General features: G+C 72.1%; 27 protein-coding genes. 17 read left to right on the top strand and 10 right to left on the bottom strand.

The features are described from left to right. The first annotated feature begins 156 nt into the window (after window positions 1-156). The 4 genes from HUT10_RS46655 (at window position 157) to HUT10_RS46670 (ending at window position 4,906) form a co-directional block, all read left to right on the top strand. Entirely contained in the window at window positions 157-1,713 is a 1,557-nt protein-coding gene (locus tag HUT10_RS46655) for a Na+/H+ antiporter (RefSeq protein ID WP_176177069.1), read from the top strand. Between the two features lie 525 nt (window positions 1,714-2,238). Beyond that, window positions 2,239-3,006, top strand: coding sequence for a YqjF family protein (locus HUT10_RS46660; RefSeq protein WP_176177070.1), 768 nt, complete (start codon window positions 2,239-2,241; stop codon window positions 3,004-3,006). Between the two features lie 5 nt (window positions 3,007-3,011). Then, window positions 3,012-4,049, top strand: coding sequence for a ferrochelatase (locus HUT10_RS46665; protein WP_176178372.1), 1,038 nt, complete (start codon window positions 3,012-3,014; stop codon window positions 4,047-4,049). Window positions 4,050-4,096: 47 nt separating this feature from the next. After that, window positions 4,097-4,906 (top strand): MerR family transcriptional regulator, encoded by an 810-nt coding sequence (locus tag HUT10_RS46670; protein WP_303247018.1) that lies wholly within the window; start codon window positions 4,097-4,099, stop codon window positions 4,904-4,906. Here HUT10_RS46670 and HUT10_RS46675 read toward each other — a convergent pair. Next, window positions 4,871-5,188 (bottom strand): DUF3099 domain-containing protein, encoded by a 318-nt coding sequence (locus tag HUT10_RS46675; protein WP_254897531.1) that lies wholly within the window; start codon window positions 5,186-5,188, stop codon window positions 4,871-4,873. The two genes, HUT10_RS46670 and HUT10_RS46675, sit on opposite strands and share 36 nt — an antisense overlap. A 259-nt stretch (window positions 5,189-5,447) precedes the next feature. Here HUT10_RS46675 and folE point away from each other — a divergent pair, with 259 nt between their 5' ends. Next, window positions 5,448-6,068 carry a GTP cyclohydrolase I FolE gene (gene folE / locus HUT10_RS46680; protein ID WP_176177071.1) on the top strand — a complete coding sequence of 207 codons (621 nt, stop codon included), beginning with the start codon at window positions 5,448-5,450 and terminating at the stop codon, window positions 6,066-6,068. Between the two features lie 42 nt (window positions 6,069-6,110). Then, on the top strand, window positions 6,111-6,794 hold the full coding sequence (locus HUT10_RS46685) for an SDR family oxidoreductase (RefSeq protein ID WP_176177072.1): 684 nt from the start codon (window positions 6,111-6,113) through the stop codon (window positions 6,792-6,794). 109 nt (window positions 6,795-6,903) lie between these two features. Here the strand turns inward: HUT10_RS46685 and HUT10_RS46690 are convergent, their stop codons facing one another. Further along, a complete protein-coding gene (locus HUT10_RS46690) occupies window positions 6,904-7,518 on the bottom strand; it encodes a glycosyltransferase (protein WP_176177073.1) in 615 nt (204 codons plus the stop codon). A 146-nt stretch (window positions 7,519-7,664) separates the two neighbouring features. Further along, window positions 7,665-8,135 (bottom strand): glycosyltransferase, encoded by a 471-nt coding sequence (locus HUT10_RS46695; RefSeq protein WP_176177074.1) that lies wholly within the window; start codon window positions 8,133-8,135, stop codon window positions 7,665-7,667. 147 nt (window positions 8,136-8,282) lie between these two features. On the opposite strand from HUT10_RS46695, the gene HUT10_RS46700 reads away from it, so the two are divergent. Beyond that, window positions 8,283-8,885: a TetR/AcrR family transcriptional regulator gene (locus HUT10_RS46700; RefSeq protein WP_176177075.1), complete on the top strand. Its 603-nt coding sequence runs from the start codon at window positions 8,283-8,285 to the stop codon at window positions 8,883-8,885. A gap of 58 nt (window positions 8,886-8,943) precedes the next feature. Here the strand turns inward: HUT10_RS46700 and HUT10_RS46705 are convergent, their stop codons facing one another. Beyond that, window positions 8,944-10,323, bottom strand: a complete 1,380-nt coding sequence (locus HUT10_RS46705; RefSeq protein WP_176177076.1) for a DUF2867 domain-containing protein — start codon at window positions 10,321-10,323, stop codon at window positions 8,944-8,946. A 229-nt stretch (window positions 10,324-10,552) separates the two neighbouring features. On the opposite strand from HUT10_RS46705, the gene HUT10_RS46710 reads away from it, so the two are divergent. Then, the gene (locus HUT10_RS46710; RefSeq protein ID WP_176177077.1) at window positions 10,553-11,416 is read left to right on the top strand and encodes an oxygenase MpaB family protein; all 864 of its coding nucleotides are present in this window, start codon (window positions 10,553-10,555) and stop codon (window positions 11,414-11,416) included. 37 nt (window positions 11,417-11,453) lie between these two features. On the opposite strand, the gene HUT10_RS46715 is transcribed toward HUT10_RS46710, so the two are convergent. After that, on the bottom strand, window positions 11,454-11,669 hold the full coding sequence (locus HUT10_RS46715; RefSeq protein ID WP_176177078.1) for a hypothetical protein: 216 nt from the start codon (window positions 11,667-11,669) through the stop codon (window positions 11,454-11,456). A gap of 227 nt (window positions 11,670-11,896) precedes the next feature. Between HUT10_RS46715 and HUT10_RS46720 the strand changes: the two genes are divergently transcribed. The 3 genes from HUT10_RS46720 (at window position 11,897) to HUT10_RS46730 (ending at window position 14,786) form a co-directional block, all read left to right on the top strand. Further along, complete coding sequence (locus HUT10_RS46720) at window positions 11,897-12,130, top strand: hypothetical protein (RefSeq protein WP_176177079.1); 234 nt, start codon at window positions 11,897-11,899, stop codon at window positions 12,128-12,130. 125 nt (window positions 12,131-12,255) lie between these two features. Next, window positions 12,256-13,995, top strand: a complete 1,740-nt coding sequence (ctaD, locus tag HUT10_RS46725) for a cytochrome c oxidase subunit I (RefSeq protein ID WP_176177080.1) — start codon at window positions 12,256-12,258, stop codon at window positions 13,993-13,995. Next, on the top strand, window positions 13,992-14,786 hold the full coding sequence (locus tag HUT10_RS46730; RefSeq protein ID WP_176177081.1) for a sigma 54 modulation/S30EA ribosomal C-terminal domain-containing protein: 795 nt from the start codon (window positions 13,992-13,994) through the stop codon (window positions 14,784-14,786). Before ctaD ends, HUT10_RS46730 begins: the two co-directional genes overlap by 4 nt. Window positions 14,787-14,903: 117 nt before the next feature. Here the strand turns inward: HUT10_RS46730 and HUT10_RS46735 are convergent, their stop codons facing one another. Further along, on the bottom strand, window positions 14,904-15,440 hold the full coding sequence (locus HUT10_RS46735) for an SRPBCC family protein (protein WP_176177082.1): 537 nt from the start codon (window positions 15,438-15,440) through the stop codon (window positions 14,904-14,906). A gap of 382 nt (window positions 15,441-15,822) precedes the next feature. Here HUT10_RS46735 and HUT10_RS46740 point away from each other — a divergent pair, with 382 nt between their 5' ends. From HUT10_RS46740 to HUT10_RS46765, 6 genes are all read left to right on the top strand, one after another. Beyond that, window positions 15,823-17,259, top strand: coding sequence for a hypothetical protein (locus HUT10_RS46740; RefSeq protein ID WP_176177083.1), 1,437 nt, complete (start codon window positions 15,823-15,825; stop codon window positions 17,257-17,259). Between the two features lie 380 nt (window positions 17,260-17,639). After that, window positions 17,640-18,548 carry a hypothetical protein gene (locus tag HUT10_RS46745; RefSeq protein ID WP_254897344.1) on the top strand — a complete coding sequence of 303 codons (909 nt, stop codon included), beginning with the start codon at window positions 17,640-17,642 and terminating at the stop codon, window positions 18,546-18,548. A 218-nt stretch (window positions 18,549-18,766) separates the two neighbouring features. Further along, complete coding sequence (locus tag HUT10_RS46750) at window positions 18,767-20,092, top strand: wax ester/triacylglycerol synthase domain-containing protein (RefSeq protein ID WP_176177084.1); 1,326 nt, start codon at window positions 18,767-18,769, stop codon at window positions 20,090-20,092. Between the two features lie 91 nt (window positions 20,093-20,183). Beyond that, on the top strand, window positions 20,184-20,645 hold the full coding sequence (locus tag HUT10_RS46755; protein ID WP_176177085.1) for a hypothetical protein: 462 nt from the start codon (window positions 20,184-20,186) through the stop codon (window positions 20,643-20,645). 2 nt (window positions 20,646-20,647) lie between these two features. Next, entirely contained in the window at window positions 20,648-21,718 is a 1,071-nt protein-coding gene (locus tag HUT10_RS51605) for a hypothetical protein (protein ID WP_254897345.1), read from the top strand. A 27-nt stretch (window positions 21,719-21,745) separates the two neighbouring features. Beyond that, window positions 21,746-22,036, top strand: coding sequence for a hypothetical protein (locus HUT10_RS46765; RefSeq protein WP_176177086.1), 291 nt, complete (start codon window positions 21,746-21,748; stop codon window positions 22,034-22,036). A gap of 33 nt (window positions 22,037-22,069) precedes the next feature. Here HUT10_RS46765 and HUT10_RS46770 read toward each other — a convergent pair whose 3' ends face one another. The 4 genes from HUT10_RS46770 to HUT10_RS46785 form a co-directional block, all read right to left on the bottom strand. Next, window positions 22,070-22,579, bottom strand: coding sequence for a hypothetical protein (locus HUT10_RS46770; RefSeq protein WP_176177087.1), 510 nt, complete (start codon window positions 22,577-22,579; stop codon window positions 22,070-22,072). Window positions 22,580-22,933: 354 nt separating this feature from the next. Further along, window positions 22,934-24,043: a hypothetical protein gene (locus HUT10_RS46775; protein ID WP_176177088.1), complete on the bottom strand. Its 1,110-nt coding sequence runs from the start codon at window positions 24,041-24,043 to the stop codon at window positions 22,934-22,936. A gap of 190 nt (window positions 24,044-24,233) precedes the next feature. Further along, window positions 24,234-26,189, bottom strand: a complete 1,956-nt coding sequence (locus HUT10_RS46780; RefSeq protein ID WP_176177089.1) for a DUF6541 family protein — start codon at window positions 26,187-26,189, stop codon at window positions 24,234-24,236. A 358-nt stretch (window positions 26,190-26,547) separates the two neighbouring features. Continuing rightward, the gene (locus HUT10_RS46785) at window positions 26,548-26,877 is read right to left on the bottom strand and encodes a hypothetical protein (protein ID WP_176177090.1); all 330 of its coding nucleotides are present in this window, start codon (window positions 26,875-26,877) and stop codon (window positions 26,548-26,550) included. Window positions 26,878-26,889: the final 12 nt, after the last annotated feature.

Raw genomic sequence — 26,889 nt, forward strand, 5'->3', positions numbered from 1 at the left:
TCCCGGCCGCGGTAGGCCACCCGCGGCAGCAGGATCGGCTCGACCGTCACCGCCTCAGGCCGGTGGCGGGTCGTCCGCGGGCGCGTCGCGTAGGCTGAGCGCGGCGCGCCGGGAAGTCTGGTCGGCATCCGGATTTCGGATCGGAAGGACCGGCTGATGCGCGGGGTCGAAACCGTCCTGTTCCTGGTGGTCGTGGCGACCGTGGTGGCCACGTTCGCCCGGCGGCTGCGGGTGCCCGCGCCGTCGCTGCTGGTCGTCGTCGGAGTCGTGGTCGGGTTGCTGCCCGGTGTCCCGGTCGTGCAGGTGACGCCGGAGGTGATCAGCCTGGTCGTGCTCCCGCCGCTGCTGTTCGCGGCGGGGGAGGAGCTGCCGTGGCGCGACCTGCGGGCGGTGGGGCGGCCGGTTGCGGTGCTGTCGGTGGGGCTGGTGCTGCTGTCGGCCGCGGCGGTGATCGGGATCGCGGTCGCGGTGACGCCGTTGCCGGTGGGGATGGCGTTCGTGCTGGGTGCGGTGCTGGCGAGCACGGACCCGGTCGCGGTGACGGCCTTGGCGCGGCGGCTGGCGTTGCCGCCGCGGGTGCAGGCGCTGATCCAGGCGGAGAGCCTGTTCAACGACGCCACCAGCCTGCTGCTGTTCCGGGTGGCGCTGTTCCTGGCCGTCGCCGGCGGGGCCGCGTCCTGGGGGCGGACGCTCGCGGAGTTCGGGATGCTCGCGGGCGGTGGGGTGGCGGTCGGGGTGCTGACGGCGCTCGGCGCGTTCGTGATCCGGCGGCGTACCGAAGATCCGGTGCTGGAGACGGTGATCTCCCTCGTCACGCCGTATGCGGGGTACGTCGTGGCGGAGTCGTTCGGCGGGTCGGGCGTGACGGCGGTCGTGGTGGCGAGCGTGATCCTCGGGACCCAGGCGGAGCGGCTGACGACGGCGCGGATCCGGCTGCAGGTCGGTGCGGTGTACCAGACCGTGGTGTTCCTGCTGGAGAGCGTTGTGTTCGGCCTGATCGGGCTGCAGTTGCCGGCGCTGGTGCGGCGGGTCGCCGGCGGCGGGCCGTGGTGGTTGCTGCAGGCGCTGGCCATCGCGGCGACGCTGGTGCTCGCGCGGCTGCTGCTGGTGTTCGTGCTCTCGGCGCTGCGACAGCGGCGGGTGGAGGGCCGGATCTCCTGGCAGGTACCCGCGGTCGTTTCGTGGGCGGGCGCGCGGGGCGTGGTTCCGCTGGCGGCGGCGCTGTCGCTGCCGGTGGACACTTTGGACGGATCAGCGTTACCGGCGCGGGACCTCGTCCTGTTGCTGACGACAGCGGTGATCGTGCTGACACTGGTGGTCCAGGGCTTCACGCTGGCGCCGCTGGTCCGCCGGGCCGGTATCGCGCTCGACCCCGCCGACCTGCGCACCGAATACGGCACCGCGCGCCGGAAACTCGCCGAAGCCGGGCTGAGCCACCTGGACCACCTGGCGGAGACCGAGTCGGCGCCGCCGTTCGTGGTCGACCAGCTGCGGGCGGGCTGGCAGGCCCGGCTCGAGCACATCCGCGGCGACACCGGCGAGGAGGCGGCGGACTGGGTGCGCGGGATCGACTACCGCGCCCTGCGGCGGGAGCTGATCGACGTGGAAGCGGCCGAGCTGACTCGGCTCTTCGAGGCGGGCGAGATCACCGACGGCACCCGGCGCCGCATCCAGCGGCTGCTGGACCTGGAGTACGCGGGGCTGGAGGACTGAACGAGCTCACCGGGATCGTCGTCGTGGGTGGCGAGCCACGTGCCGGCGAGCCGCAGGAGGACGGCCACCAGCGCGAAGCCGCCCATCAGCGCCGACGCCCACGCGAAATCGTTCATGGGACAGAGGATGGACGTGCTCTGCCGTCTTGACGAGCCCGCCGGCGCAACTTTGACGCCGTCTTGACCTCGGAAAGCGCCCGGCTCTCCTCTCGCTGGTCGCGCTCGGGCTGACCGATTCGATGGCGATGCAAAACGACGGACCCTGGGATCGCGCGGCTCGGACCGCGCGAAGACGGCGCAAGTCGATAGTGCTGCATATCTGCAGCTCACGGTGGTCTTGTCGCATCCTCAGGCTCGTGAGGAAGGTCGCTGCAGGTCGATGCGCGGACACGTGGTGCGAGGATTACGATGTTTTTGAATCGGTGGTGAATCGATGCGGTGAGGTGGCTGTGGGTCGTCTGGCGTGCGGTGAGCGCGGAGTCGCCGTGTGGGCTGTGTGCCGCAGGGACCCGGGCGCGGTGGCGTGATGATCCTCGGTGAACACCGCGCCCACCGGCCCGTCCGGTTCAGTTCGCCGGAACCGCTGACCCCGGCCAGCCCGCACCGGTTGCGCGCGGTGCTGTTCAGCCAGGTGTGGCGCGATCTGACGTTCCTGCACTGGCCTGTGCCGGCTTCCCTGGTCGCACCGCTGCTGCCACCGGGTACCCGGCCCGACTGCCGGTCGGGGGTGACCTACGTCGGGCTCGTCCCGTTCCGGATGACGAAGGTGGGGGTGCTCGGTTCGCCGCCGGTGCCGTACTTCGGTGACTTCCTCGAAACGAACGTCCGGTTGTACTCCGTGGACGCGGAGGGCCGTCGCGGTGTGGTGTTCCGCTCGCTGGACACCGCACGCTTGCTGCCCGTGCTCGCGGCTCGGTTCGGGCTCGGCATTCCCTACCGCTGGTCACGGATGTTCTTCGATCGGGACGGCGCCGTGGTGGGGTACCGCGGCAGGCATCGGCGGACCGGCGCCGCCTCGGAGATCGTGGTGCGTGTCTCGGAGCCGGTCCGGGGCGCCGGCCTGGATCACTTCCTGACCGACCGGTGGGCTCTGCACACCCGCTACGGCGGACAGACCTGGCGGATCCCCACCGTGCACCCGCCTTGGCGCCTTCGCCGAGCCGAAATCATTTCTCTGGATGAAGACCTCGTGGCGGCGGCCGGCTTGCCCACCCCCAGTGGACCTCCGGTCAGCGCTCTCTACTCCGAAGGCGTTCCCGTGCACTTCGGACTACCGGAAAAGGTGAAGTATTGACCCCGATCGAGTACGACGCGTTGCTGTGGTTGTCCTTCGGCGGTCCTGAAGGCCCCGATGACGTGCTGCCGTTCCTGGAGAACGTCACTCGCGGGCGTGGCGTCCCGCGTTCCCGGTTGCTCGAAGTCGCCGAGCACTACCACCACTTCGGCGGGGTCTCGCCGATCAACCGGCTCAACCGGGAGCTCATCACGGCCGTGGAGAAGCAGCTCGCGGCGGCGTCGATCGACCTGCCGGTGGTCTTCGGCAACCGCAACTGGGCGCCCACGGTCGAGGACGCCGTCGCCGAACTGACGCGACAGGGAGCGCGGCGGGTACTGGTCTTCCCCACGAGCGCCTACGGTGGTTACTCGGCGTGCCGCCAGTACCACGAGGACATCCTCCGTGCGCGAACCGCGGCCGGCCCGGCTGCTCCGGAGATGGTCAAGATCCGGCAGTACTTCGATCACCCCCTGTTCGTGGCGGCCGCGGCCGATGCGGTGCGTGCCGCGCACCGCAGGGCCGGTGGGGGAGCGCGTACGGTGTTCACCGCGCACTCGGTGCCGGAGTCGGCCGATTGCGCCGCGGGGCTGCCGGCGGAAGGCGGCCGGCGCTATTCGCGGCAGATCGCGGAAGCGGCCCGGTTGGTCGCGGCCGAAGCGGGGATCGCGGAGTACGACCTCGTGTGGCAGTCCAGGTCCGGGCCGGCCGAGGTGCCGTGGCTCGAACCGGACATCGTCGACCACCTGGATGTGCTGCACGCCCGGGGCGTCCGGGCCGTGGTGGTCGTGCCGATCGGGTTCGTCTCCGATCACCTCGAAGTGGTCTGGGACCTCGACAACGAGGCTCGCGAGCGAGCAGCTGCGCACGGTATGGCGTTCGTCAGGGCGGCCACAGCCGGCACCGACCCGCGCTTCGCCGAGATGGTGGTCGAGCTGGTGCGTGAGCACACCTCCGGCACCCGGCCGAGGAAGCTCTCGGCGATGGCCGCTGCGGGGTGCTCGATCAACGGGGCGCCGTGTGCCGTCGGCTGTTGCGAGCCGTCCAGGCGGGCGCAGCGGTGACATCGCGGGTGACTGCGGGGGAAGGGCGGGCGCTCGGTTCCGGGGAGGTGGCGCGGACGTTGGGCGTCTCGCAGGTGACGTTGCGAACGTGGGAACATCGCTACGGAATCGGGGCGCGAGCCCGCGATCGCAATGGCCGGCGCCGCTACACGGCCGACGACGTCGAACGTCTTCGCCGGATGCGCGCCCTGCAGGCCCAAGGTGTGGGGGCGCGGGACGCGGCGTCTCTGGTGCTGTCGCGCTGGGCGGCGGGCATGACGGCCGCCCGGCGCCGCGAGTGTCTCGCCGCGGCTGCGGATGCCCTCGACCTGTCCACCGTCGGCGGCGTCGTCGATGACGCGTTCGGCAGCCTCGGGGTGGCCAAAGCCTGGACTGACGTGCTCGCCCCGGTACTCCGTGCTGCCGGCCTGCGCTGGGCGAAGAACGGGGATCGCACGGCGATGGCCGCGGAGTGGGCGCTGGCCACCGCGGCGTCGGGAGCGGTCGACCGGTACCCGGCGCCCGCCCCGACGCGTACCGGGCGTCCGCCGGTCGTCCTGCTGAGCACGCCGGTGGAGCGCCATGAACTGCCGATCAAGGTACTCGGTGCCGCATTGCGCGACGACGGAGTGCCGGCGGTGCACCTGGGCGGTCTGGTGTCCGTGGACGTTCTTCGGGTGGTCGCCGCTCGGCTGCAGCCCCGCAGTGTGGTGGTGTGGTCGATGACGGCCCACTCGGCCGATGTGCGCATTCTGCAGGTGTTGCACGCCGAAGGGATGCCGGTGCGGCCGGCCGGCCCGGGCTGGCGCGGCCTGCCGGTGGTGGGTGAACCGCTGCCGTCGTCATTGTCCGAGGCGATGGTCGAGCTGAGCCGCTGACAGCTGCGCCCGGCCGGCCCGGTCCAGCCGGTGTGCGTTTTCGTCCTTGCGGACGGGGGCTTCGTTCGCGATGAGCACGGCGATCCACGGCAGCGGGACCGACACCGCGAGGAACAGCAGCGCCAGCCACCAGATGTGCGCGGTGACACCGGCCAGGACCAAGCACGGGACCCGGCAGGCCATCATGACGACGTATTTGCGTCGCCGCCGATCCAGCTGTTGATCCGCCGAAGGTGCCGCGGCGGTGATGAGGACCGCGGGGCTGTTCTTGCTCACGGGTATCTCCTTGACGGCGCTGATCTGTGGAGCGTGACGGCGGCAACCGGTCGGGCGCAGTTCGATCTTCCGCCCGGAGCGCCCCGGGTGGGAGCGATGCATCGCAGGTGCATCGGTGACCTGGGTGACCTGCCGCCGCCCGGCGACCGTATCCGTCCGGGGGACCACCGAGTGCGATTCAACCACGATGCAAATGTCGCCATTTTCTCGATGTCTCTCGATGATCTCGGGGAGACCAGCTGGTGGAACCACCTTGGAGGAACGGATGCTCGAGTCGGTCACGACAGCCGAGCCGAGACGAGAGCTGCCGGCGAGTGGTTCGCGGCGGCCGGACATCGACTTGGTGCGCGCCGAGCGTGCCGTCGCCGAATTGCTGGCCGCGCTGGGCAAGGACCCGAGTTCGGAGCACCTCCGGGACACTCCGAAGCGGGTTGCCCGCTCGTACGCCGAGCTGATCACGCCGCGGGAGTTTTCGCTGACGACGTTCCCGAACGACGAGCAGTACGACGAGCTCGTGGTCGCGCGCGGCATCCCGGTCCGGTCACTGTGCGAGCACCACATGTTGCCGTTCCAGGGCATCGCGCACGTCGGCTACCTCCCCGGGGCCCGGATCCTCGGGTTGTCCAAGCTCGCCAGGGTCGTCGAGCTGTTCGCCCGTGACCTCCAGGTGCAGGAGCGGCTGACCAAGCAGGTCGCCGACTGGCTGCAGCAGAACCTCGAGCCGCGGGGAGTGGGTGTCGTCATCGAAGCCGAGCACCTGTGCATGTCGCTTCGAGGCGTTCAGGCGGCCGGCTCCAGCACGGTGACTTCGGCGCTGCACGGCCTGATCCGCGACGACCGCAAGACGCGGGCCGAGTTCCTCGCTGTGGCGGGGATCCCCGGTTGAAGTTCCGGGCCCGTTCCGCAGCGTGGATGACGGAGGTTCGGCATGGCCCGCGGTGAGCGGCTCGAGCTCGACGGCGCCCGAGTGCTGGTGGCCGGGGCCACCGGCGTGCTCGGGGGATCGCTGGTCCGTGAGTTCTCGGCTCGGGGAGCAGCGCTGGCCGTGGCGGGGAGGCAGTCTGCTCGCCTGCAGGAGCTCTCCGGCGAATTCGGCGCGCACACCGAGTTCTTCGACGCCTACGACCTCGACGGCGCCGGCGATGTCGTGGCGCGGTCGGCCGAGGCGCTGGGAGGACTGGACGTCGTCGTGGTCGCGGTGGGTGCCGTCGCGTTCGGGGCGGCGGAGTCGTTGCCCGACGACGTCGCCGAACACCTTTTCGCGGTCAACACGCTGGCTCCGATCGCCTTGCTGCGTGCAGCCCTGCCGTTGCTCCGGTCCGGTGGTGCGATCGCCGCCATCACCGGGGTGGTGAGCGAATGTCCGATGCCGGGCATGGCGGTGTACTCGGCTTCGAAAGCCGCTTTGTCGGCGTGGTTGACCGCTGTCCGGATCGAGCAGCGGCGCCGGGGTGTCCGGGTCGTGGATGCCCGGCTGCCGCACATGGAGACCGGCTTCGCGGACCGGGCCGTCGCCGGCCGGCCGCCCCGGCTGCCTCCGGGTGCCGACCTCGAGGCCGCGGTCCGCCGGATCGTCGACGCCGTCGAGACGGGGGCTGCCGAGGTGGGGTAGATCTCGCGGGCGCACAGGGCAGGCGTGATCCGTGCCGACGCAGAGGATTTTCGTCAGTGCTGTTCGGCGGTCACGGATCATCGAATTTCTTCGGGTGGTGACACCGCTTTCATTTCGTCTGGGTGAGGCTGCGGCTGAGGTGGTCGACTGCCGTGGTGATGCCGTCTTCGGTGCTGATCAGTTCTGCGAGGTGCGCGGCGCGGGCGCGCATGCCGTCGTCTGCGAGCGTCGTGCGGAGAGCGGCGGCCAAAGAAGTCGCGGACAGCCGGGACCGGGGCAGCGGCCGTGGCCCCACGCCGAGTTCGGCGACCCTTTTCGCCCAGAAGGGCTGGTCGACTCCGTGCGGCACGACCACGGCGGGAACGCCGGCCCGCAGAGCGGCCGCAGTGGTGCCGGCACCGCCGTGGTGTACCACCGCCGCGCAGCGGGGGAACAGCCACGAGTGCGGCACCTGGTCGATGACGAGCACGTCGTCGGAGGCGGCGATGTCGCTCATCCCGCTCCATCCGGTGAGCAGCACCGCCCGCACCCCGGCTCGCCGGATCGCTTCGGTGACCGTCCGGGCGGTCGCGGCGGGATCAGCGCTCGCCATGCTGCCGAAGCCGATGCAGACCGGCGCCTCACCCGAATCGAGGAACGCGACGAGCTCTGCCGGTGGGGTCCACGCCGGATCCTCGGGCAGGAACCAATAGCCGGTGACATCCCAGGTCGCCGGCACGGCCACGACGTGCCTGCTGAACCCGTAAACCGGAAGCCGCGAGCTTCTCGGCCGAGACCGGCGAGGGGGCAGGCCGAGTACCTCGGCGCGCACGGCACGGGAGGCGGCGCGGAAAGGCAGTGCGAGAGCCGATTCGGTGATCGCCGAGCCGATCAGGTTGCCCGCCGCTCCGGTCCAGGCCGGCATCCAGGGGTCAGCACACCGGCGACCGCCGCGGAGACCGCTCCCACCGGGTGCAGGTGCGCGTGCACGAAGGGGATGCCGAGCCGCTCCGCCACGTCGACGCCCAGTACCGCGCCGCCGATACCTCCCAGCAGGGCGTCGGCGCCGTCGGCGTAGTCGAGCAGGGCCCGAGCGTGCCGCAACGACAGCCGGAGCAGCTGCTCGCGCATGCCCCTGGGGACGACGCCGCGGGAGAACCCGGCCTCGGCCGCCGCGCGGGCGGCGTCGTCCATGCGTCCGGGCAGCGGCATCGCATCGAGCCCCAGGCCGGTCAGCCAGTCGGTGAAGTCCTCCGGCGCGACGACGTGGACCCGGTGTCCCGCCTGCTGCAGGCCGAGGGCGAGGGCGGCGTACGGCTGGATACCGCCGCGCGTGTCGATGGCAACGACGCAGACCTGCACAGGTGACCTCCATTGCAACTTGATGTTGCAATAATAGGCAGCGTGACGTCGTGCCGTCCACCTTCGGCCGTCATCGGCCACGGGTGCGCGGTGCGATCGCGATATCGTCGGGCGGGCCGCGGCGGTGCGGCAGGATCGGAGCGGGGGATGGGTGATGGCCAGGGCGCGCCGAGCCGTCGTGACGCGGGACGCCCCCGTGGCGCCCCCGTGGTGGCGGCGATCCTCGCGGCAGTGCGCGCCGAACTGGCCGAGAGCGGGTTCGACAAGCTGAGCGTCGACCGCGTCGCGCACCGCGCCGAGGTCAACAAGACCAGCGTCTACCGGCGCTGGCCCACCAAAGAAGCCCTGGTCGCCGCCGCGATGGACGGGTTGCGCTCCGAGTTCGCCGACAGTCCCGACACCGGTAACCTGCGAGATGACCTGCACGCTCTGGCCGAGCCCATCGCGGAGTTCCTGTCTCGCCCCGAAGGCGCCGCTCTGGCGCGGGCGGCCATCGGCAGCGGCGCCACGAGTGACATCGCTTCTCTCGCCGCTCGCCGGATGAGCGAGCAGGCGACGCCGGTGTTCGCCATCGCCGAGCGGGCCCGCCGTCGTGGGGAGTGGAACGAAGACACCGACCCCCAGCAGGTGGTGTTCAGCCTGGTCGGCGCGATCATGCACCGGGTGCTCCTCGAACACGCCGACCCCACGGGCCCGTGGCTCGACTCACTCGTCGACCTGCTCCACCGCGGCGCAGCCGTGCCACGCTAGCCCTCCGGCACGCGGGAGCGGTCGACGGCATCCTGCCGGTCGGCGCCCCGTTCTGACCTCAGGTCCGGCGTTCGGCGTTGCGGACGATCGAGCGGGCGAGCCACGCGAACACCTGGTTGTGCGCTGGTTTCTGGAGGTGCCAGTAGGCGTGGCCCAGCGGTGAGCCGGGGGTGAAGCGCACCCGCTGCCGCAGCAGGCTGCCGGAGCCGGCCGGGTCCGCGCGCAGGGTGAGTTCGGCGTCGCCGGGCAGCCGCATGTCCGCGGTCAGCACGAGCTCGCGACGGGTGTCGTCGCGGCGGCGGACGGTCCAGAAGTCGATGACGTCGCCGGCCACCGGCCGGTCGGGGCGCCCGCGGTAGGCCCCCGCCCCGCCGAGCAGCCCGTCGAGCAGGCCGCGCAGAGCCCATGCCGGTGCGGGCGGGAACCGGCCGTGGTCGCCGCCGAGGGCGGTGATCGCCTGCCACAGCCGGCCCGGGCCGGCTTTCGCGAGCCGGGTGTGTTCGTCCTGGTACGCCGGACCGGCGGGTGCCTGCGGGACCGGAACGCCGAGGGCCGTGCGCAGGGCGTTGTCGAGGCTGGTCGGTCCGCCCGGCGGTGGCGGCAGCACGGATTCGGCCGGGGTGTCGGCCGGGAGCAGGTCGTGCTCGAGCGAGGCGAACAACGGCCCCGCGACGGTGGCGGGCACGGGCGAGGTCAGCCCGGCGAGGCACGCGGCGGTTTCGTGGGACCAGAACGGCGAGGGCAGGGCGGGCGCGGCGGGCCGCCGCAGGATACGGGCGCACCGCCGCACGAGGCCGTCGTAGCTGATCGTTTCCGGCCCGCTGACGTCGAACCGGCCCCGCAGCGGCGGGTGGCAGGCCGCGGCTCGCAGGTAGTGGCGGACGTCGGCGAGCGCGACCGGGCGGCTGCGGCTGGCGGTCCACCGGGGTCGTGGCCGGACCGGCAGCCGGGCGGTGCGCGAGAGCAGCTCGACCCCGGCCGAGCCGCGGCCGAGGATCATCGACGCCTGCAGTGCGATCGCCGGGACCTCGCCGTCCAGCAGGATCTCGGCCACTTCGGAGCGGGACGCCAGGTGCGGCGACGTCGTGGCCGCCGGCCGTGGCCCGCCGAGGTAGACGAGCTGCCCGACCCCGGCGGCCGCGGCGGTGGCGGCGAGGCGCCGCGCGATCGTGCGGTCGCGGCCGGCGAAGTCCGCGTGTGCCAGCGAGTGCACGAGGTGGAAAACCACGTCCGCGCCGGCGCACACGGTCTCGAGCGCGCGCGGGTCCGTGGCGTCTCCGAGCGTCACGTCGATCCGGTGCGGGAAGCCGTGCTCCGCCGTGCGGGAGAGGACGTGAACCGGGTGCCCGGCGGCGGCGAGGTCGGCGACGAGCGCCCGGCCGACGAACCCGGTCGCGCCGAGCACCGTGCAGCGCGGCGGCAGGCCGCTGTCGGCCATGCGACGTCCTTTCCTCAGACGATGCAGAGACGTCACAAACGTAAGCCGTCCGGGCTGCGACCGCCTGGGAAAGATCCGTTCTGCGCTCAGCGCGGCCGGTCCTTTCTCATGCGCTTTCGGGAGTAAGCACAGGTAGGATCGGTGGCGGGTCGCCATCCTGGATGTCGCCCAGTCCCGGAGTCTGCATCGCTTTTGCAGCGGAGGGCAGGCTCGACGTCGTGGAGGTGCCATGCAGCCGAACTTCCCGCACGGGGTGTCGCTGGTCCGTGAGCGGCTGCGCGACGCCCTCTTCGCCCGGGTGGCGGGGCCCGACGGGCCACGCAACCGCGCACGCATCCACGGCGCGCCGGGAGAGCGCTGGTTCGGGCCGGACAGCGCGATCCGGCGGGTGCACGGGGACACGGCCATGTTCGTGGGCGGCCTGCGTGCGCTGCTGTTGCAGTCGCTGCACCCGTTGGCGATGGCGGCGGTGGCCGCGCACTCGGGCTACCGCGGCGATCCGTGGGGCCGTCTGCAGCGCACGAGCACCTTCCTCGCCGTGACCACCTTCGGCACGGCCGAGGACGCCGCGCGCGCGGTCGAGACCGTGCGCGCGGTCCACCGGCGGGTGCGGGGAGTGGCCCCGGACGGTCGGCCCTACCGGGCCGACGACCCGCGGCTGCTGGCGTGGGTGCACATCGCCGAAGTCGACAGCTTCCTGCGTGCCCACCAGCGCTACGGCGCGCGGCCCCTCGACGAGGCGGGGTGCGACTCCTACGTCGCCGAGACGGCCGTGATCGCCCGGGCGCTCGGGGTACCCGACCCGCCGGTGACCCGGGCCGGGCTCGACCGGGCGCTAACCGCGTACCGGCCCGAGCTGCGTGGTACCCCGGAGGCCCGGCAAGCCGCCCGCTTCCTCCTGCTCACCCCGCCGGTCCCGTGGCCGGCCCGGCTGCCCTATGCGGCACTGGCGGCCTCGGCGGTGGCGATGCTGCCGGCGTGGACGCGCCCGCACCTGCGCCTGCCACGGCTGCCGGTCGCCGAAGCGACCGTCGTCCCGCTCGCCGGGCACAGCTTGGTGAAGGTCGTGCGCTGGGCGATGACCGCGGCCTGAACGGAGTCGCTGCGGTCTGCCGGGCCCGGCTCGTGAGTCAGCGTGGGGTGTTCTCGATGACTTCCCTGGTTGCGTTGACGTAGGCATCGAGGAAGCGGCGGACGACGGCGAGCTCGGGTTCGCTGAAGTGCCCTGCCTCGCACGGCGACGCCGTCGGGAAGCTGGTGGCCGGGGTGTTCGCCGGGTTCACCGGATGGCTGGTGATCATCAGGACCGGGCCGGTGTGGGGGACTGTCGTGGTCTCCGCGGCCATGCTGGGGTTACTGCTGATCGCGATGCGCCGCCTCGACGGCACGAGCGACCGGATGAGCACGGCCGGCCGGGTGCTGCTGCGCAGCCTGCTCGGTGTCTACGCGGGCTGGTCGAGCGTCGCGGTGTGGGTCAACTTGACCACTGTGCTCGCCGATCTCGGTCTCGTGCCCGGCTCGAGGGCGGGGCATCGCGGTCCAGATCGCCGCCTTGGCCGCCGCGGTGGTCACGGTGATCCTGGTCGTTCTGCGCCGCGGACCCAGCCGGCCTACGTCGGAGCTGTGGGGTGGGGTGGCCGCGGCGCCGAGCGCGTTCGAGCAGGCGCTGCGGTTCTTGCGCCGCGGCGGCCGGCTGGTGTGCGTCGGCATCCCGGCGGGCGGAGTCCTCCCGGTCCCGATCTTCGAGGCGGTGATCAAGGGGATCTCGGGTCCGGGCCCGCCTGGTGATCGAGTTCCGAGCCGGTGACGGGAGCGGTCCAGCCGCCCCCCGGGAGGATTTTGGAACATCCACAGAGGACTTTGGTCCCTGTCGGGCGGAGCGGGTCTCGCGATCGACTGTGCCGCGTGACGACCGGACAGACAGGAGCACCCGTGACGGCCACGAGGCCCGGCCCGATTGCCATCCGACCGCAGGCGGGACGCGAACGCGTCAAGGGTGCGTGGCTGCTGCGGCTGCTGCGCACCACCGATCACAAGCAGATCGGCGTGATGTACCTGGTCACCACGTTCGCGTTCTTCCTCATCGGCGGCGCGATGGCGATGCTGATCCGCTCCGAGCTGGCGCGACCGGGACTGCAGTTCCTCTCGCAGGAGCAGTACAACCAGTTGTTCACCATGCACGGCACGGTGATGCTGCTGCTGTACGCGACGCCGAGCGTGTTCGGGTTCGCGAACTTCGTGCTCCCGTTGCAGATCGGCTCGCCGGACGTCGCGTTCCCGCGGCTGAACGCGTTCTCGTTCTGGCTCTTCCTGTTCGGCGGTCTGATCATGCTGAGCGGGTTCCTGACCCCCGGAGGCGCCGCCGACTTCGGCTGGTTCGCCTACACCCCGCTGTCGGACGCCATCCACTCGCCGGGCGTCGGGGCCAACCTCTGGATCGTCGGGGTCGCGGTCGGTGGGCTCGGCACGATCCTCGGCGCCGTCAACATGGTCACCACCGTGGTGTGCCTGCGCGCGCCGGGCATGACGATGTGGCGGATGCCGATCTTCACCTGGAACATCCTGGTCACCAGCATCCTGGTGCTGATCGTGTTCCCGATCCTGACCGCGGCCGGGTTCGGGCTGCTCGCCGACCGGCTGATCGGGGCGCACGTGTTCGACCCGGCCAACGGCGGCGCGGTGCTGTGGCAGCACCTGTTCTGGTTCTTCGGCCACCCCGAGGTCTACATCCTCGCTCTGCCGTTCTTCGGGGTGGTCTCCGAGATCCTGCCGGTGTTCTCTCGGAAACCGCTGTTCGGCTACCGCGGCCTGGTCTGGGCGACGCTGTCCATCGCCGCCCTGTCGGTCGCGGTGTGGGCGCACCACATGTACGCCACCGGCGCTGTGCTGCTGCCGTTCTTCTCCTTCATGACGTTCCTGGTCGCCGTGCCCACCGGGGTCAAGTTCTTCAACTGGATCGGCACGATGTGGAAGGGACAGCTCACGTTCGAGTCGCCGATGTTGTTCTCCGTCGGCTTCCTGGTCACCTTCCTCTTCGGCGGCCTGTCCGGCGTGCTCCTCGCGGCCCCGGCACTGGACTTCCACGTGTCGGACAGCTATTTCGTGGTCGCGCACTTCCACTACGTGCTCTACGGCACGATCGTGTTCGCCACCTTCGCCGGCATCTACTTCTGGTTCCCCAAGATCACCGGCCGGATGATGGACGAGAAGCTGGCCCGCTGGCACTTCTGGACGACGTTCCTCGGCTTCCACGGCACGTTCCTCGTCCAGCACTGGCTGGGCAACGAAGGCATGCCGCGCCGCTACGCCGACTACCTGAGCACCGACGGGTTCACCACGCTCAACACCATCTCGACGGTCGGCGCCTACCTGCTCGGCGTTTCGGTGCTGCCCTTCATCTGGAACGTCTTCAAGAGCTACCGGTACGGCGAGATCGTCACGGTGGACGACCCGTGGGGCTACGGCAACTCGCTCGAGTGGGCGACGTCCTGCCCGCCGCCGCGGCACAACTTCACCGAGCTGCCCCGGATCCGCTCCGAGCGGCCCGCGTTCGAGCTGCACTACCCGCACATGGTCGAACGCCTCCGCCGCGAGGGCGAAATCACCTTCACCGGCAGGCCGAAGGCGCACGCCGCCGACGCGGACCCGCCGCGGCTGCCCGCGGATCGATGACGAAACCTGTCGTGCCATTGCCGATCACCACAGACGAAAGGCACTCGGTGTCGAGCACGCTCACCCTGGCCGTGGACATCTCGGGCGACGTCGTCCCGGGCGCTTGTGAGTACGTCCGCCGCCGGATCGGCGCATTCCTCCGGCGGGTACCGGCCCAGGTCGAATCCGCGAAGCTCAAACTCACGGTGTACCGGAAACCGGCCGTGCCGCGGCCGGCGCTCGTCCAGGTGAACCTCGTCGCCGACGGGCAACCGGTGCGTGCCCAGCTGACCGGCGCGTTCTTCCAGGAGGCGGCCACGCTGCTCCGGAAACGGCTGAATGAACAGCTGGTGCGGCTGCAGAACCCGGCCGTGCCGCGGCCGTGGCCGCCACCGCGCGATGAGCCGCCGTCGGTTCCGCGTCCGGCCGGGCAGCGGGAGGTCGTGCGCCGCAAACAGTACCCGCTGCGGACGTGCCGCCCGGACGACGCGGCCCTGACCATGGACCTGATGGACTATCGCGTCCACCTCTTCGTCGACGCGGACACCGGCGAAGACGCGGTGGTGTACCGCGGGGGTCCGACCGGGTACCGGCTCGCCCGGCTGGCCGGCCTGTCCCCGCCGGCCGGGACCGTGACGACCCCGTGGGTCGTCAACGTCCACCCGGTGCCCCGGCTGGACGCCCGCGCCGCCTGCGAGCGGCTCGATGCCCTCGAACTGCCCTTCCTCTTCTTCCGGGACGCCGAGACCGACCGCGGGGTCGTGCTTTACCAGCGCTACGACGGGCACTACGGGCTGGTCACCGCCACCTGACGCCTTTCGGAGGCCACGGTCGTGTGCGTTGTCGGGTAGAGCCTCGTCAAGGTGGTGCGTTGGGTGATGGCCGCACCGGATCCCGCAGCCGCCGGGTGACCGTCTTCGGCTGTGGGGTCAGTGCGAGGACTCGTCGGTGGGGAAGACGGTGTCGAAGAGCCACTGCAGCGGCGTGCGGTGCGACGTTTCCCCGTCGGCGATTTCCTTGGCTTCGGTGGGATCGGCTGCGTGGTGGACGTCCTCGACGAACTTGGCGAACCGCCGCAGGTCGGCGCGGGCGCGGGTGGTGATGAGCCCGAGTGCCTGGGCGATCCGTTCGGTGAGCTCTTCGAGCTCCAGTTCCAGCTCGAGGGTCAGGGTTGCGGAGTCGGGGCCGTCGGTGTTCACGATGGCGTGCCCCCGGTGCCGGGGACCGCTTGCGCTGACCCAGTCCAGTGTCCGGCGCTGGGGGTCGGTGGTGACGTCGATGCTGTAGCGGCGCGGGATCCCGGCGAGGGTGTAGACGAACTGGAACCGGTCGGGGTGGCCGTCGACCGGGAACACCTGCTCGACCGAGCGCATGAACCTCGGGTAGTGGCTGAAGTCGGTGAACCACTTGAAGGTGGTGTCGGCCGAAGCCGCCACGTCGGTTTCGGCTCGTACGACGTCCGCCATGGTGCCCTCCGTACTCCGGTCGGTAATGCGTCTGCTGTGCCGAACGTAGCCGGGTTTGGCCGCTGCCGCTGGTCCGATCGGGTGGGCGAGCACCCCGGTACCAGGGGGTGATGTCCGGCCGACCAGGGCAAACCGCTCGATCGCGTCAGGGAAGGAACTGCGATTCAAACTCGATTCACCGCAGCCAGGCTTCAGAGCGGCTCGTTAGTGTGGCCGAAGCGGCGTACTGGCGGCTCAGGTCGAAATATCACCGCATATTCGGGAAAAGAGTGATCGATTCCTCTGTGGAACGGCGAGAGGGTCGCCGACTGTCCACAGTGTCATGAATCGATCTTGAATCAGTCGGGGGAGCTGGTGTGGCCGCAGCGCGGAGGTGCTGGTCATGGTGTGCGGCGGACGGGTCTACGAATCCGAGTTGAAGGCCGCGCTGCGCGCGGGCCGTGGCCGGTTCCGGCGGCGCCGGAAAATCCGGCTTCCCGAACCCGATGACCGCGACCGGCTCGGCGACTTCTGGTCGGCCGCGACGGCGCGGGCCTGGCTGAACGCCGGGGGCGGGTTCGAGGCGACGAGATTCCCGCTGCACTGGTGGCCGGACGCCACGCGGCCGGCGACGCTGGTCCGGGCCATCCCCCTCTTCGGGGCCGGATTCGACCTCCGGCCCCGGGCGGTCCTGCAGGAGTGGGCCGCCACGGGTGGCCGGGTGGTCGTGAGCTGGTGCCTGGACGGCCGGCCCGTGCCGCTGGCGGAGGTGGCTCAAACGGTTCCCGCCGCGGCCGCGTGCCTGCGCGTCGGAACCCGCTGGACCGGAACCGGTCCTGAACTCGTCTCGGTCACCGGAGCCGATCCCTCGGCCGCACCGCAGCCATGCGCGTGGCCGGATCTGGCCCGCGTGCTGGGACTCGCCGCGCCCTACTGGCCGCCGGGTCTGCGTGACCCGGAGCTCATCGGCCGGTGGCGGCCGGGCGACCCGGTCGTCCGGCACCCCGCGATGACGGTGCTGCCGGTGCGGCCGTTGCTGGAACTGGCCGCGCTGCACCCGGTCGGGCACCCCGTGCACCGCGCGCTCGTGCACACGGCGCAACGCATTTCCGCCCAGCGCGCCGCCGGCGTGCCGACCGACCGGGAGCTGTCGGTGCTGCGGCCGGAGCAGATCTCGCTGGCGGCCGTCGACGACGGGTGCGCGCCCGCCGATCCGGTCGACCCGCCTGATCCGGTGATCCGGCTGGGGTGGCGCGAGGTCCAGAACCGCGAGGACCTCCTGGCCGAACAGTGCATCCGGCTTGTCCACGACTGGGACGGCGGTACCCCGTTGACGCATCCCCAGGCCGTCACCGTGTCACTGAGGTCGGCCGCCGGCGCCGAATTCGCGGCCCGGCTGCGCTCCTGCGGACGGCGGGCGGTCCACGCACTCGCCGACCCGCTGGGTACCGGGGCGCCTCTCGTCGATCCCGAGTCCGACGCCCCCGCGGTGGTCCCGATCCGGGATCCGCGGGCGGTGCGGGTCCTGGCTCCGCGCCGGCTCGCCTCGCCGGCCACGCTCGGCGAGGTCGTCCTCGAGGATCCGGTCTTCGTCCGGGACGGTGCCGGAACGCTGCACCTCGCCCCGCGGGCCCCGCGGTCGGCCTACGGCTGGGGTGGCGACGAGCGCGGCCGCGCGGAACTCGCTCTTCTGCTGGAACGGTTGCTCACGGACCTGACGGCCGATCCCGACGCCCTCCACGGGACGCCGGACCCGGGCCTCGCCGAGCTGCTCGGTCGCGATTGGGCCGCCGGCACGGTGCTGACCCGTGACCGGCTCCGGGCCCACCTGGTGCCATGACGACCGGGGAACCGCCGGCCGTCGAGACCGGCCTCACCAGGAGATCCACCAGTGCGGAGAACGAGGTCGAGCGCAACCCGGTCGGCGACCGGTGAGAACTGCACCCGATCCGCGAGGTGGGTTGATCGCTCGTCGGGCTGCGTGGCATCGGACGCAACGCAACCGCGGCGGTAACGAGCCGGTTCGTCGGACATCAGCGAGCGTTTCGCCTTCGTTGTAGCGCTTGTGCATCTTTTGGGGTTGCCCGGTCGGGCCGTTTTGGCGAGGACCGTTCGCCGTCGATGGTCATGACTTTGGTCCCTGTCGGGGCGCTTGCCGGTGCGTGATCATCCTGTCCAGCCGGATGGAGGTGGGGGAGCGTGTGCTCGGAGGTGGGAGCCGTGGGACCGCTTACGTCGTCCGCCAGCAGCGCGGTTCTCCGTTCCGCGGTGCTGGCACCGTCGATCTACAACACCCAGCCGTGGTTGTTCCGCTGCACGACGGGGGAGGTCGAGGTGCACGGCGACTTCCGCAGGGCTCTTCCGGTCACCGACGGGGAAAACCGGGAGCTGGCGCTCTCCTGCGGGGCCGCGCTGTTCAACCTCCGGACCGCCATCCACCATCGTGGCTTCCTGCCGATCAGCACGGTACGGCCCCGCCCCGGGCATCCTTCGCTGTTCGCCGCCGTTCGCCCGGTGCCGACCGCCGCCCCTCACCGGTCCGTGAGCCGGCTGGCCGAAGCCATCCCGCGGCGCCGCACCGCCCGGGGTGCCGTGACCGCCTGCGCCGTTCCGGACGCGGTCATCGCCGAGTTGCGGCACGCGGCTGAGGCGGAACAGTCGTGGTTGGTCGTGTTCGCCGAGAGGCAACGGGCCGAGGTGGTCGCCCTGATCGCGCGAGCCTGCCGCGCTCAGCTGGCCGATCCGCAGTTCCGGGCCGAGCGGTCGCGGTGGTCCGGCCGCGGTCGGACCAGCGATGGACTGCCGGCTTCCGGGGAGTTTCGCCGTCCGGCTGCGCTGACTCGCGCCGGCCACGAGGTGCCGCTCCTGGTCCTGATCGCTTCGTTCGACGATGGGCCGGTTGCGTGGTTGCACGCCGGCCAGGCCCTGCAGCGAGTGCTGCTCACCGCGACGCTCGCCGGGCTGGACGCAGGATTCTGGTCCGCGCCGGTGGAGGTCGGGTCCGCGCGGCGCGAGCTGCGTGCGCTTTCGGGAGGGGCGGTGTGGCCGCAAGCGCTCCTCGCGCTCGGCCGTGGCCGCGCTGCGACGCCGTCGGCGCGCCGTGACCTCGCCGAGGTGCTGATCGAATGATCCGTCGTGCGGGAAAACCCGGCAGCTGCTGCGGCACCGGAAAGAGCGGTGAAGTCAGGTTTCCGGCATCAGGGTTGCCGCTACGGCAGTGACGCCCGCACCCGCCGTTGGTCCGGCCGGCCTGGCGGATCGAAGCATGCGCGGAAAGGCTCTTTCAGCTCCGCGGGTGGTGACTTCCGGCCCTGTGCCGTTCCGGGTCCGCCGGGTCGGCTGAGGTGATGAGCCGGATCCAGGTCGACCGCGCGAGTCCCACCGACCGCGCCTTCCTCGCGATGGGCACCGGCGACGGGCCGGTCCAGTTCGGTGTCCTCCTGCTGCTCGGCCCGGCCCGGGGACTCGACTTGGCTCGGGTGCGGCAGTTGATCGGCGAACGGCTCCCCGCGGTCCCGCGCCTTCGTCGCCGGCTGGTGCCGGCACCGTGGGGCGGTGGTGGCCCGATCTGGGTCGACGATCCGGGGTTCGATGTCCGCCGCCATGTCCGGCCCGCGGTGTGCGCGCCGCCGGGGGACCGGCAAGCGGTGTTCGACACCGCGCTCTCGCTGGTTTCGGCGCGGCTGCCCCGGGAGGCCCCGCCGTGGTCGGCGACGTTCCTCACCGGGTTGACCGGCGGGGAAGCGGCGCTGGTCGTCGTGCTCGACCACGTGCTCGCGGACGGGGTGGGCGGCCTCGCCGTCCTGGCGCGGCTGGTCGACGGCGCTCCCGCGGTTGCGGCCCCCTTTCCGCGTCCGTCGCCGGACGCGCCGGCGCTGCGCCGGGAGGCTCTGGCCGGCCGGCTGCGGTCGGTGTGCCGGATCGGGCCGGCCGTGCGTGCGCTCTTCGCGTCGACCGGAGCTGCCGGCGGGCTGCACCCGCCCCGCGCCACCGCGTGTTCGCTGCTCGGGCCGGCGGGGCCCCGCCGCCGGCTCGCGGTCGTCCGGGCCGAGCTCGCGCCGCTGCGGGCCGCCGCCCACCGGCACGGGGCCTCGGTGAACGACGCCGTCCTGGTCGCCGTGGCCGGGGCGCTCCACCGGCTGCTGCTGACGCGCCACGAAGACGTCCGGGCGTTCGCGGTCGCCGTGCCGGTGTCCGGCCGGGCGGCGGCGGATGCCTCGCACCTCGGCAATGCGGTCAGCCCGCTGCTGCTCACCGTCCCGGCGACCGGCGACGTGGCCGGGCGGCTCGCCCTCGTCGCGGCCCGGGTCCGTGCCTCGAAAGCGGCCGCGACGGGACCGCCGCCGATCGCCGTGGTGGGCGCGCTGTTCCGGTTGTCGGCCACGCTCGGCCTCTACCGGTGGTACCTGGACCACCAGCACCGGATGCACACGCTCGTCAGCCACGTGCGCGGACCGGCCGGGCCGGTGACGTTCGGTGGCGTCCCCGTCGTCGAAGCCGTTCCGCTCAGCGTCGGGGCGAGTGGCAATCTGTCGGTGGTGTTCGAGGTGCTGTCCTACGCCGGGAGCCTGGTGGTGTCGGTGCTCGCCGACGCCGCCCGGTGTCCCGACCTCGACGCGCTCGCCGACGGCCTGGCGGCGCAGCTGGCGCTGGTGTGCCGGGAATCCCGGTGAGATGGGGTCTTCCGGCTCCGGCGCAGTGGACTCGCGACTCTGCCGAAGTCTGTCCCGCCGGAACGACGATCGGCGGCGAACGGAGGCCACCATGACGACCGGCGTGCGGTCCCGCCGACCACCCGTCCGGGCCCGGCTCGCCGGGTACCTGGCCGGGGTGGTGGTCAACGGCGTGCTGCTCGCCCTGATCAACGGGCAGCCGGGCTGGGTGGCCGTGCCGTTCCTCACCGCCGGGTTCTCCTCGGTGCTGGGGGCCGTCGACCTCGCGCTGGTGGCCGGCCTGGTCACCGGCTTCCTCCACCTGTGGCACGACCCCGAGCGGCTCGTCATCGTCGACGGCTTCGTGACGACGGGCGCCGGCCTGGTCGCCCTCGTGCGGATCTGGCTGGTCTTCCCCCTCGACTTCGGCGCGACGCCGGTCGACTGGGCTGCGGTGGCCCGGGGTGTGCTGGCGATCGGCATCGCCGGATCCGTGCTCGGGCTGATCGCCGGGCTGGTGGACCTGGTCCGGGCCGGGCGCGCGGGTGGTTCTCCCGTCGAGCGAAAGGTGTGATCATGACCGACTCCGTCGTCACTGTGGCAGCGACCGGTGAGGAGCTGCTGATCGACCGGTTCCTGCCCCGGTTCGACGTGACCGTGACCGAGCACCTCGTGGCCGAAGCCGGCCTCGGCGAGACCTGGCGGGCCGTGCGTGACCTGGACCTGAGGCGGGTCCGCGCACCCCTGACGCACTTGGCGGTGTTCGCGCGGACCACGCCGGAACCGCTGAAGCCGTTCGCCGGGGACATCCCGCTCCCCGGATGGCTGCGGCTGGGTGAGACACCGGGCCGTGAGGTGGTTCTGGGTGCGGTCGGGCGGTTCTGGCAGCCCGGCGTCGAGTGGTACGACGTGCGGACGATGACGCCCGCCGAGTTCACGGCGTTCGCCGAGCCGGACCGGTGCCGGATCGCCGCGGCGATCTCGGTGCGGCCCTTCGGCCCGGCGCGAACGCTGATCACCTGCGAAGCTCGGACTGGCACCACGGATCCGGTGTCGGCACGCCGGTTCGCGCGCTACTGGTGGCTGGTCCGGCCGTTCGTCCGCTTCGTCATGCAGGCGACGCTGCGCACGATCCGCGATGACGCGGCCGCCCTCGCCGGTCGCCGTCCCGTGCCTGCGAGTGGCCCGGTCCACCGCTGGGCCCGCCGGCAGTACCGCGGGGCCCGGCCCCACGGCGTGGCGCGGGTGTTGAACCGCGGTGACGCGCTCGCGTACGCCGCCGGCCTGCTGCCGAAGCGGGGCGTGACGCTGGAGGTGACCGGCCGGCCCGTCCGGGTACCGCTCGTCGTGGCCCACCACGAGGGGGAGCGCTACCTGGTGGCGATGCTCGGCGAGCGGACCCAGTGGGTGCGCAACGTCCGCGCGGCGGACGGTCACGTGGTACTCCGGCACGGCCGTCGCGAAGCCGTACGGCTGGAAGAGGTCGCACCCGAGGAACGCCCGCCGGTGCTCCGCCGGTACCTGGCCGTCGCACCCGGGGCGCGGGCCCACATCCCCGTCGGCCGGCGGGCTCCGCTCGAGGAGTTCGCCCGGATCGCCGCGGACGTCCCGGTGTTCCGGATCGTCCCGGAGGACGCCGCCACCTGAGCGCCCGGGCCGGGTGGTCGAGCGCCGGTGCCGGCGCGGATCTCGTCGACTTCGCCGCGCGTCGCACGCAGGCAGCCGGACGCGGCCCGCGCGGCGGCGCGCGCGACCGCCGTCGCCGGGCTCACCGGCACCGGGGCGGCGGTTGTCCGTCGGCGAGACTCTCCCGGTCGGGGCACGGACATCGCCCCGGTGCAGGAACGGCGGCTGCCGTCGGCCGGACTCCGGTGGGCGGCCGTCGCCACGCGCGGGCTGCCGGATCAGGCCGGGCTGCTGCGGGCCCGCACCACGGCCGGTGGCGGCTCGACGAGTTCGCCTTGATCCGGGACGGGCGAACCGGGCCGTCGTCACCGCTCAGCACGAGCTGTGCGTGAGGAGATCGAAGGCGCGGACCTGGTGGGCGTTCGCTTGGCCGAGCTCGTGGTCCAACCTGTTCATGGCGGCGAAGTCCTGTCCGTCGACCGCCTTCAACCAGTCGTGCATGCCCCGGTCCATCAGCTCCGTCGAGCGGTGCATTTCGGCATCGGCCTCGTGCAGGCAGCCGGGAACGGTCCGGCCGGCCAGCGCCTTCTCCAGAGCGGCGTTGGCGTCGTGCACCTTCCTGAGTGCATCCCGGCACTCCGGCACGTTCGACGGCCCGCAGACGGCCGGGATGCCGGCGATCGCCGCGCCGACCGCGTTCGCCACGGGTGCCATGGCGGCGAGGTAGACGCCGGCTTCGACGCCGGGGACTCCGGTCGCCGGCGGTTCGGTGATCGAAGCCGGCGTCGTGCCGGACGGCGCCGGGGTGCCCGGACTGCCGCCGCACGCGGCGCTCGCGGCCGTGATCGCCGCGGCCAGGAGGATCACAGTCGGCTTCCGCATGGTTCGGGCTCCTTCCGCCACGGCGGGTGGGATTCGTCTCGGGTGTCGGAGTTCCGGGGTGCGGCCGCGCCGGCCACGCCGGACAGGGTGACCTTCACCACGGCAGTTTCGTCGCTGGGTCACCGGCCCGGGCAGGGTCGCAGGACTGCCGGTCGCGGGACTTTCGGCCTCGGCAGGCAGGTCGCGGTGGGCGTGAACGGATCGCCGAGCGGCGCGGCGGACCGCCGTGCGCTCAATCCACAGTGGAACAGACGGGGACGTTGCGTCCTGCGGGATGTCGCCGGGACGTGCTGCCCTCGTCCGCGTCCGGAACACGGCGGAGGCCGGCTGCGGGCAGTTCGCCCGACGGCGGAATCAGCGCCACACCGCGGCGTGCCGGCCGGCGGGGAATTCGGCGCTGCCGGCCACGGTGCCGGCTTCGTTGATCGCGCGCACGCCGATCACCGGCGACGGCGACGGCGCCGGGAACTCGTGCGGAGCCCCGGCCCGGTCCCACCACACCGAGGTGGCCGTTCCGTCCGGGCGGCCCGAGGACCCGACGACGATTCCCGCGTCGTTGACCGCGTTCGGGTAACTGCCACCGCCCTGGTGCAGGGGCTTCAGCTCGGTCACCCGGCCGGAGCGATCCCAGCGGAGGCCGGGAGCCACGGCGATGCCGGATCGGCTCGTGTAGTAGAGGTAGCTGTCCGCTTCGAGCACCTCGGGAGGCCGGATCACGCCGTCGCGGTACTGCCAGCGTGCCATGTGGTAGCCGGTGGTGTTGACGTCGCCGACGATGAGACCGTCTTCGGTGACCCCCAGAGCCCAGCTGACCACCTGGCCCGGAGCCGGGGGAAGTTCGATCACCCCGCGGTCGTGGTCCCACAGGAGCGCGTGCGCCCACCCGTCGGCGAAGTCGGCCAAGCCGACGATCAGACCCCGGTTGTTGATGCCCAGAGCGGTTCCGTCGACGGCACCCGGTGGCAACCCGAGATCGACGACCTGCCCGCCGGCCGTCCAGCGCACCGGGTGCCCGTGGCCGTCGGGCGCGCCCGCGGAGCCGACGACGACGTCGTGGTCGTTGATCGACTGGGGATGGCTCGCGGCGCCCGGGGCCAAGGCGGGCAGCCGGTGCAACGTTCCGTCCGGTGACCACCGCAGGCTGCACGAACCGGACGTCAACGCGCAGTTATCCGCGAATCCGAACGTGGTGCCGCGCTGGTTGACGCCGAGTGCGTACGTGTCGGACCCGTCGACCGAGCCCAGGTCGGTGATCCGCGAAGAGCGGTTCCAGCGGACCGCGTGCAGCACCGTCGACGTCCCGGTGGTGGAGGTGCCGACGACGACGCCGTTGTCGTTCAGGGCGGTGGCCGAACTCAAGCCGCCGGGCAAGGCGCCCAGATCGACGACCGTGCGTGGTCCGGCCGCGTTCGCCGCCGGCGCGGAAACGGAGGACATCAGCAGCAGCAACACGGCCGTCGTCACGGACCTCGGCCGGAAACGGGTGCAGCCGGGCATGACACGCTCCCCTCCGAGGGTGCAGGAACCTGCAGTGTCTTCTTGCGGGCAGCGCGCGGGAAAGGGGCGCACGTCGCCGCGAAGCAGGGCGAATTCCTCTGTTGTCGCACGCGCGACGATGCCCTGCCGCTCGGGTGTGCCCGTCGGGGTAGGCGCTTCAGCGTGAGTCGGCGGCCTTGTCGCACGGGCTGACCCGGTACAGCCGGAACGAGCCACCCTGGTCGATCTGGCGGAACCCTGCCGACGGTGCCGGGTAAGCGGTGCCGTCCCACCGGTTGCCCCGGGCGAAGTCATTGGTCAGCAGGTACCTGACCTGGAGCCGGTTGACGATCTCGCACACGCGGGGATCGCTCGCCGCCTGGTTGAGGTGCTGGGCCAGGTACACCTGGTCCGTCGTCAGCCGGCCCAGGTTGAGCTGGGGGAACAGGACCTGGCGGCGGGTCAGGGCCATCACCGTCGGGCTGCCGTTGTACGGCATCTGGGCCACGATCGTGCCCGGCTCGGTCCGCCGGCCGATCCGCGTGAACAAGGCGTATTCGTCCGGGGTCACGAGCGGAGCGGCTTTCGGGTACGCAGCCAGGACCCGGTCGCGGTGGTCGGCGTGGTGCAGGCCGCCGGTCGCCAGCAGCAAGGCGATCACCACCACCACGGCGGCGGCCGGGGGCCACAGGCGAAGCCGGCGCAGCACGCCGTCCGGCGCGAGCCCGGCACGCGCCGCCGAGACGACCGCCAGCACGCCGATCACCACGAGCGGGACGCCGGTGACCGGGAGCATGGCGGCCAGCCGGTGGGAGTCGGTGTACCAGAAGCCGGTGAAGATCCGGCGAGACGCTCCGGGCACGCCCGCGGCCAGCACGTACAGGCCGCCGGAGAGGGCGTGCCCGGCCACGAGCCACCGGCGGGAGCGCTGCCGGAAGCACGACACCGCCCCCACGATCACCAGCCCGGCCAGGACCCAGCCCGCGCCGTGGTGGTTCGTCGCCCCGGTCAGTACCTCACCGAGTGCCTGCGACGGCGACTCGAAGGGCGGTGAGTCCGCGGTCATCGGTCCCGCGAACACGCCCAGCCTGACGACGACCAGCCAGTACGCCGGCGCGGCGAGCACGATGGGCGCGGCGAACAGGGCGGCCTGCGGCCGCCGGCCGGCCCGGTACCGCCGGGCAGCGGCCCGTGCGAGGGCGACGACGATCGCGGGGAGGGTGATCGCGGCCAGGCTGACGACCGCGTTCGGGTGTGCGATGGCGATCGCGGTCAGCGCCACCGGCGCCAGCAGGAACGCCCGCCCACGGCCGATCACGTCCTCCCGGGCCAGGCCGGCCATCGACATCACGACCGCGACCCCGGCCGGGACCAGCGAGAGCCCCAGCAGGTTGGGCCAGAGGATGCCCCAGCCGAGCAGTTCCCAGGGGAACGCGCCGAACGCGACGCTCAGCAGGCCGGCGAGGGCCAGTGCCTGCCGGTCCGGCCCGGCCAGCTGCCGCATCAGCAGGACGCAGCCCAGCGGCCACACGACCAGCGCGATGGTGACGGACAGGATGTTCGCCGTGGCCGGCACCGAGCCGCCGGTGAGCATGGCGAGCAGGGAGCCCAGATCGTGCCAGGCCGCGGGGTAGAAGCCGCGGACGCGTCCGGGCACGCCGAGGGTGTCGATCCGGAACGTGGACGCCACCCCGCTGTTCAGGATGTTGGTGACGGCGTTGTAGTGGAAGGACGAATCGTCGGTCTTGACCAGCTCCTCGGGACTGCCGATCGCCGCTCGGACGGTGAGCGCCCCGAGCGCCAGCGCGACGACGAGGCCGCCCGCGGCCGCCGCGACGACCGGCAGGCCGTCGCCCGGCGCGGGTTGCGGCAGCCGTCTCCGAAGCGGCAGGACGACGCACCCGGCGACGACCGCCGACCCGGCGAACACGAGCAGCACCAGCGGCAGCGACCACCGGATGCCGAGTTCCGCCGCGACGATCGCCGTCACCGTCACCAGTGCCACCACGACGACCGGGGCGAGCGCCACCATCGCCAGCCGTCGCAGCCCGAGCAGGTGAGTGAGGGGCAGCCCGGGCAGGATGAGCAGCGCTCCGCAGAGCACCGCCGCCGGCGCAGCGTCGAGCCATGACATGGTCGAACCCCCTGGTACGGAAACCCGGCGCCCTGCCGGGAATCGGCGTGCACTGGTGGCGTCATCGCCGCCGGACCGGCAGAAGTTACTCGTTTCGCAGTCAATTGCCGAATCCGCAGTGGAACGGTTTGAAAAACCGGAATTCCGCGGCGCAGAAAGGGCGCTGAATCGCGGCCGCCGTTCCCGAGCTCTCGTTTCTTTCAGGGGAATCGGGCTCGTCGGATGATCGCCCCGGACCGTCGGAAACGGTGGTGATGGCCGGGCGGCGAGGGGAGGGGAGGCCACTCCTGAACCACCACCACCGTTACGGGAGGGAGGGCGCCCGTTGCGGGGATCTGCAGGGCCCCGGGCCGCTCCCTCACCTTCGAGGTTCGTCCGCGGTACCGGCGGTGCCCAGAGCGGAAAGTCCTTGCTCGGCAGGTACAACGTCGTCCGGTGCGCTGTTCCGGAGTGGCGCCGGGCCGGCGTGTTCCTCCGCGAACGGTGCCAGCAGTTCGCGCAGCTCGTCCGCCGTCAACCGGCTGTTGGCGGGGCGGGGTTCGGCCGGTGGCGGGTCGGTGTGGTCGAGCCCGAGCATCGCCAGCAGTTCCGCTTCGTCGTCATCGTTGCGTGCGTGCCGCTGCACCGTGCGGGTGGCACGCCTGCGTTCCTCGGGTGACGGCCCGCCGGCCGCGGTGGTCCCGAGCATCGCGCTCCCTCC

This window comes from Amycolatopsis sp. Hca4, assembly GCF_013364075.1.
Classification (GTDB): domain Bacteria; phylum Actinomycetota; class Actinomycetes; order Mycobacteriales; family Pseudonocardiaceae; genus Amycolatopsis.

Excerpts from the sequence above, each read along its gene's own strand:
- folE (WP_176177071.1), top strand. The coding sequence starts at position 5,448 with ATGCTCGAGTCGGTCACGACAGCCGAGCCGAGACGAGAGCTGCCGGCG.
- HUT10_RS46715 (WP_176177078.1), bottom strand. The coding sequence starts at position 11,669 with ATGGCCGCGGAGACCACGACAGTCCCCCACACCGGCCCGGTCCTGATG.
- HUT10_RS46730 (WP_176177081.1), top strand. The coding sequence starts at position 13,992 with ATGACGAAACCTGTCGTGCCATTGCCGATCACCACAGACGAAAGGCAC.
- HUT10_RS46750 (WP_176177084.1), top strand. The coding sequence starts at position 18,767 with ATGAGCCGGATCCAGGTCGACCGCGCGAGTCCCACCGACCGCGCCTTC.
- HUT10_RS46660 (WP_176177070.1), top strand. The coding sequence starts at position 2,239 with ATGATCCTCGGTGAACACCGCGCCCACCGGCCCGTCCGGTTCAGTTCG.
- HUT10_RS46740 (WP_176177083.1), top strand. The coding sequence starts at position 15,823 with ATGGTGTGCGGCGGACGGGTCTACGAATCCGAGTTGAAGGCCGCGCTG.
- HUT10_RS46700 (WP_176177075.1), top strand. The coding sequence starts at position 8,283 with ATGGGTGATGGCCAGGGCGCGCCGAGCCGTCGTGACGCGGGACGCCCC.
- HUT10_RS46785 (WP_176177090.1), bottom strand. The coding sequence starts at position 26,877 with ATGCTCGGGACCACCGCGGCCGGCGGGCCGTCACCCGAGGAACGCAGG.
- HUT10_RS46755 (WP_176177085.1), top strand. The coding sequence starts at position 20,184 with ATGACGACCGGCGTGCGGTCCCGCCGACCACCCGTCCGGGCCCGGCTC.
- HUT10_RS46735 (WP_176177082.1), bottom strand. The coding sequence starts at position 15,440 with ATGGCGGACGTCGTACGAGCCGAAACCGACGTGGCGGCTTCGGCCGAC.
- HUT10_RS46710 (WP_176177077.1), top strand. The coding sequence starts at position 10,553 with ATGCAGCCGAACTTCCCGCACGGGGTGTCGCTGGTCCGTGAGCGGCTG.
- HUT10_RS46655 (WP_176177069.1), top strand. The coding sequence starts at position 157 with ATGCGCGGGGTCGAAACCGTCCTGTTCCTGGTGGTCGTGGCGACCGTG.
- HUT10_RS46770 (WP_176177087.1), bottom strand. The coding sequence starts at position 22,579 with ATGCGGAAGCCGACTGTGATCCTCCTGGCCGCGGCGATCACGGCCGCG.
- HUT10_RS46780 (WP_176177089.1), bottom strand. The coding sequence starts at position 26,189 with ATGTCATGGCTCGACGCTGCGCCGGCGGCGGTGCTCTGCGGAGCGCTG.
- HUT10_RS46705 (WP_176177076.1), bottom strand. The coding sequence starts at position 10,323 with ATGGCCGACAGCGGCCTGCCGCCGCGCTGCACGGTGCTCGGCGCGACC.
- HUT10_RS46685 (WP_176177072.1), top strand. The coding sequence starts at position 6,111 with ATGGCCCGCGGTGAGCGGCTCGAGCTCGACGGCGCCCGAGTGCTGGTG.
- HUT10_RS51605 (WP_254897345.1), top strand. The coding sequence starts at position 20,648 with ATGACCGACTCCGTCGTCACTGTGGCAGCGACCGGTGAGGAGCTGCTG.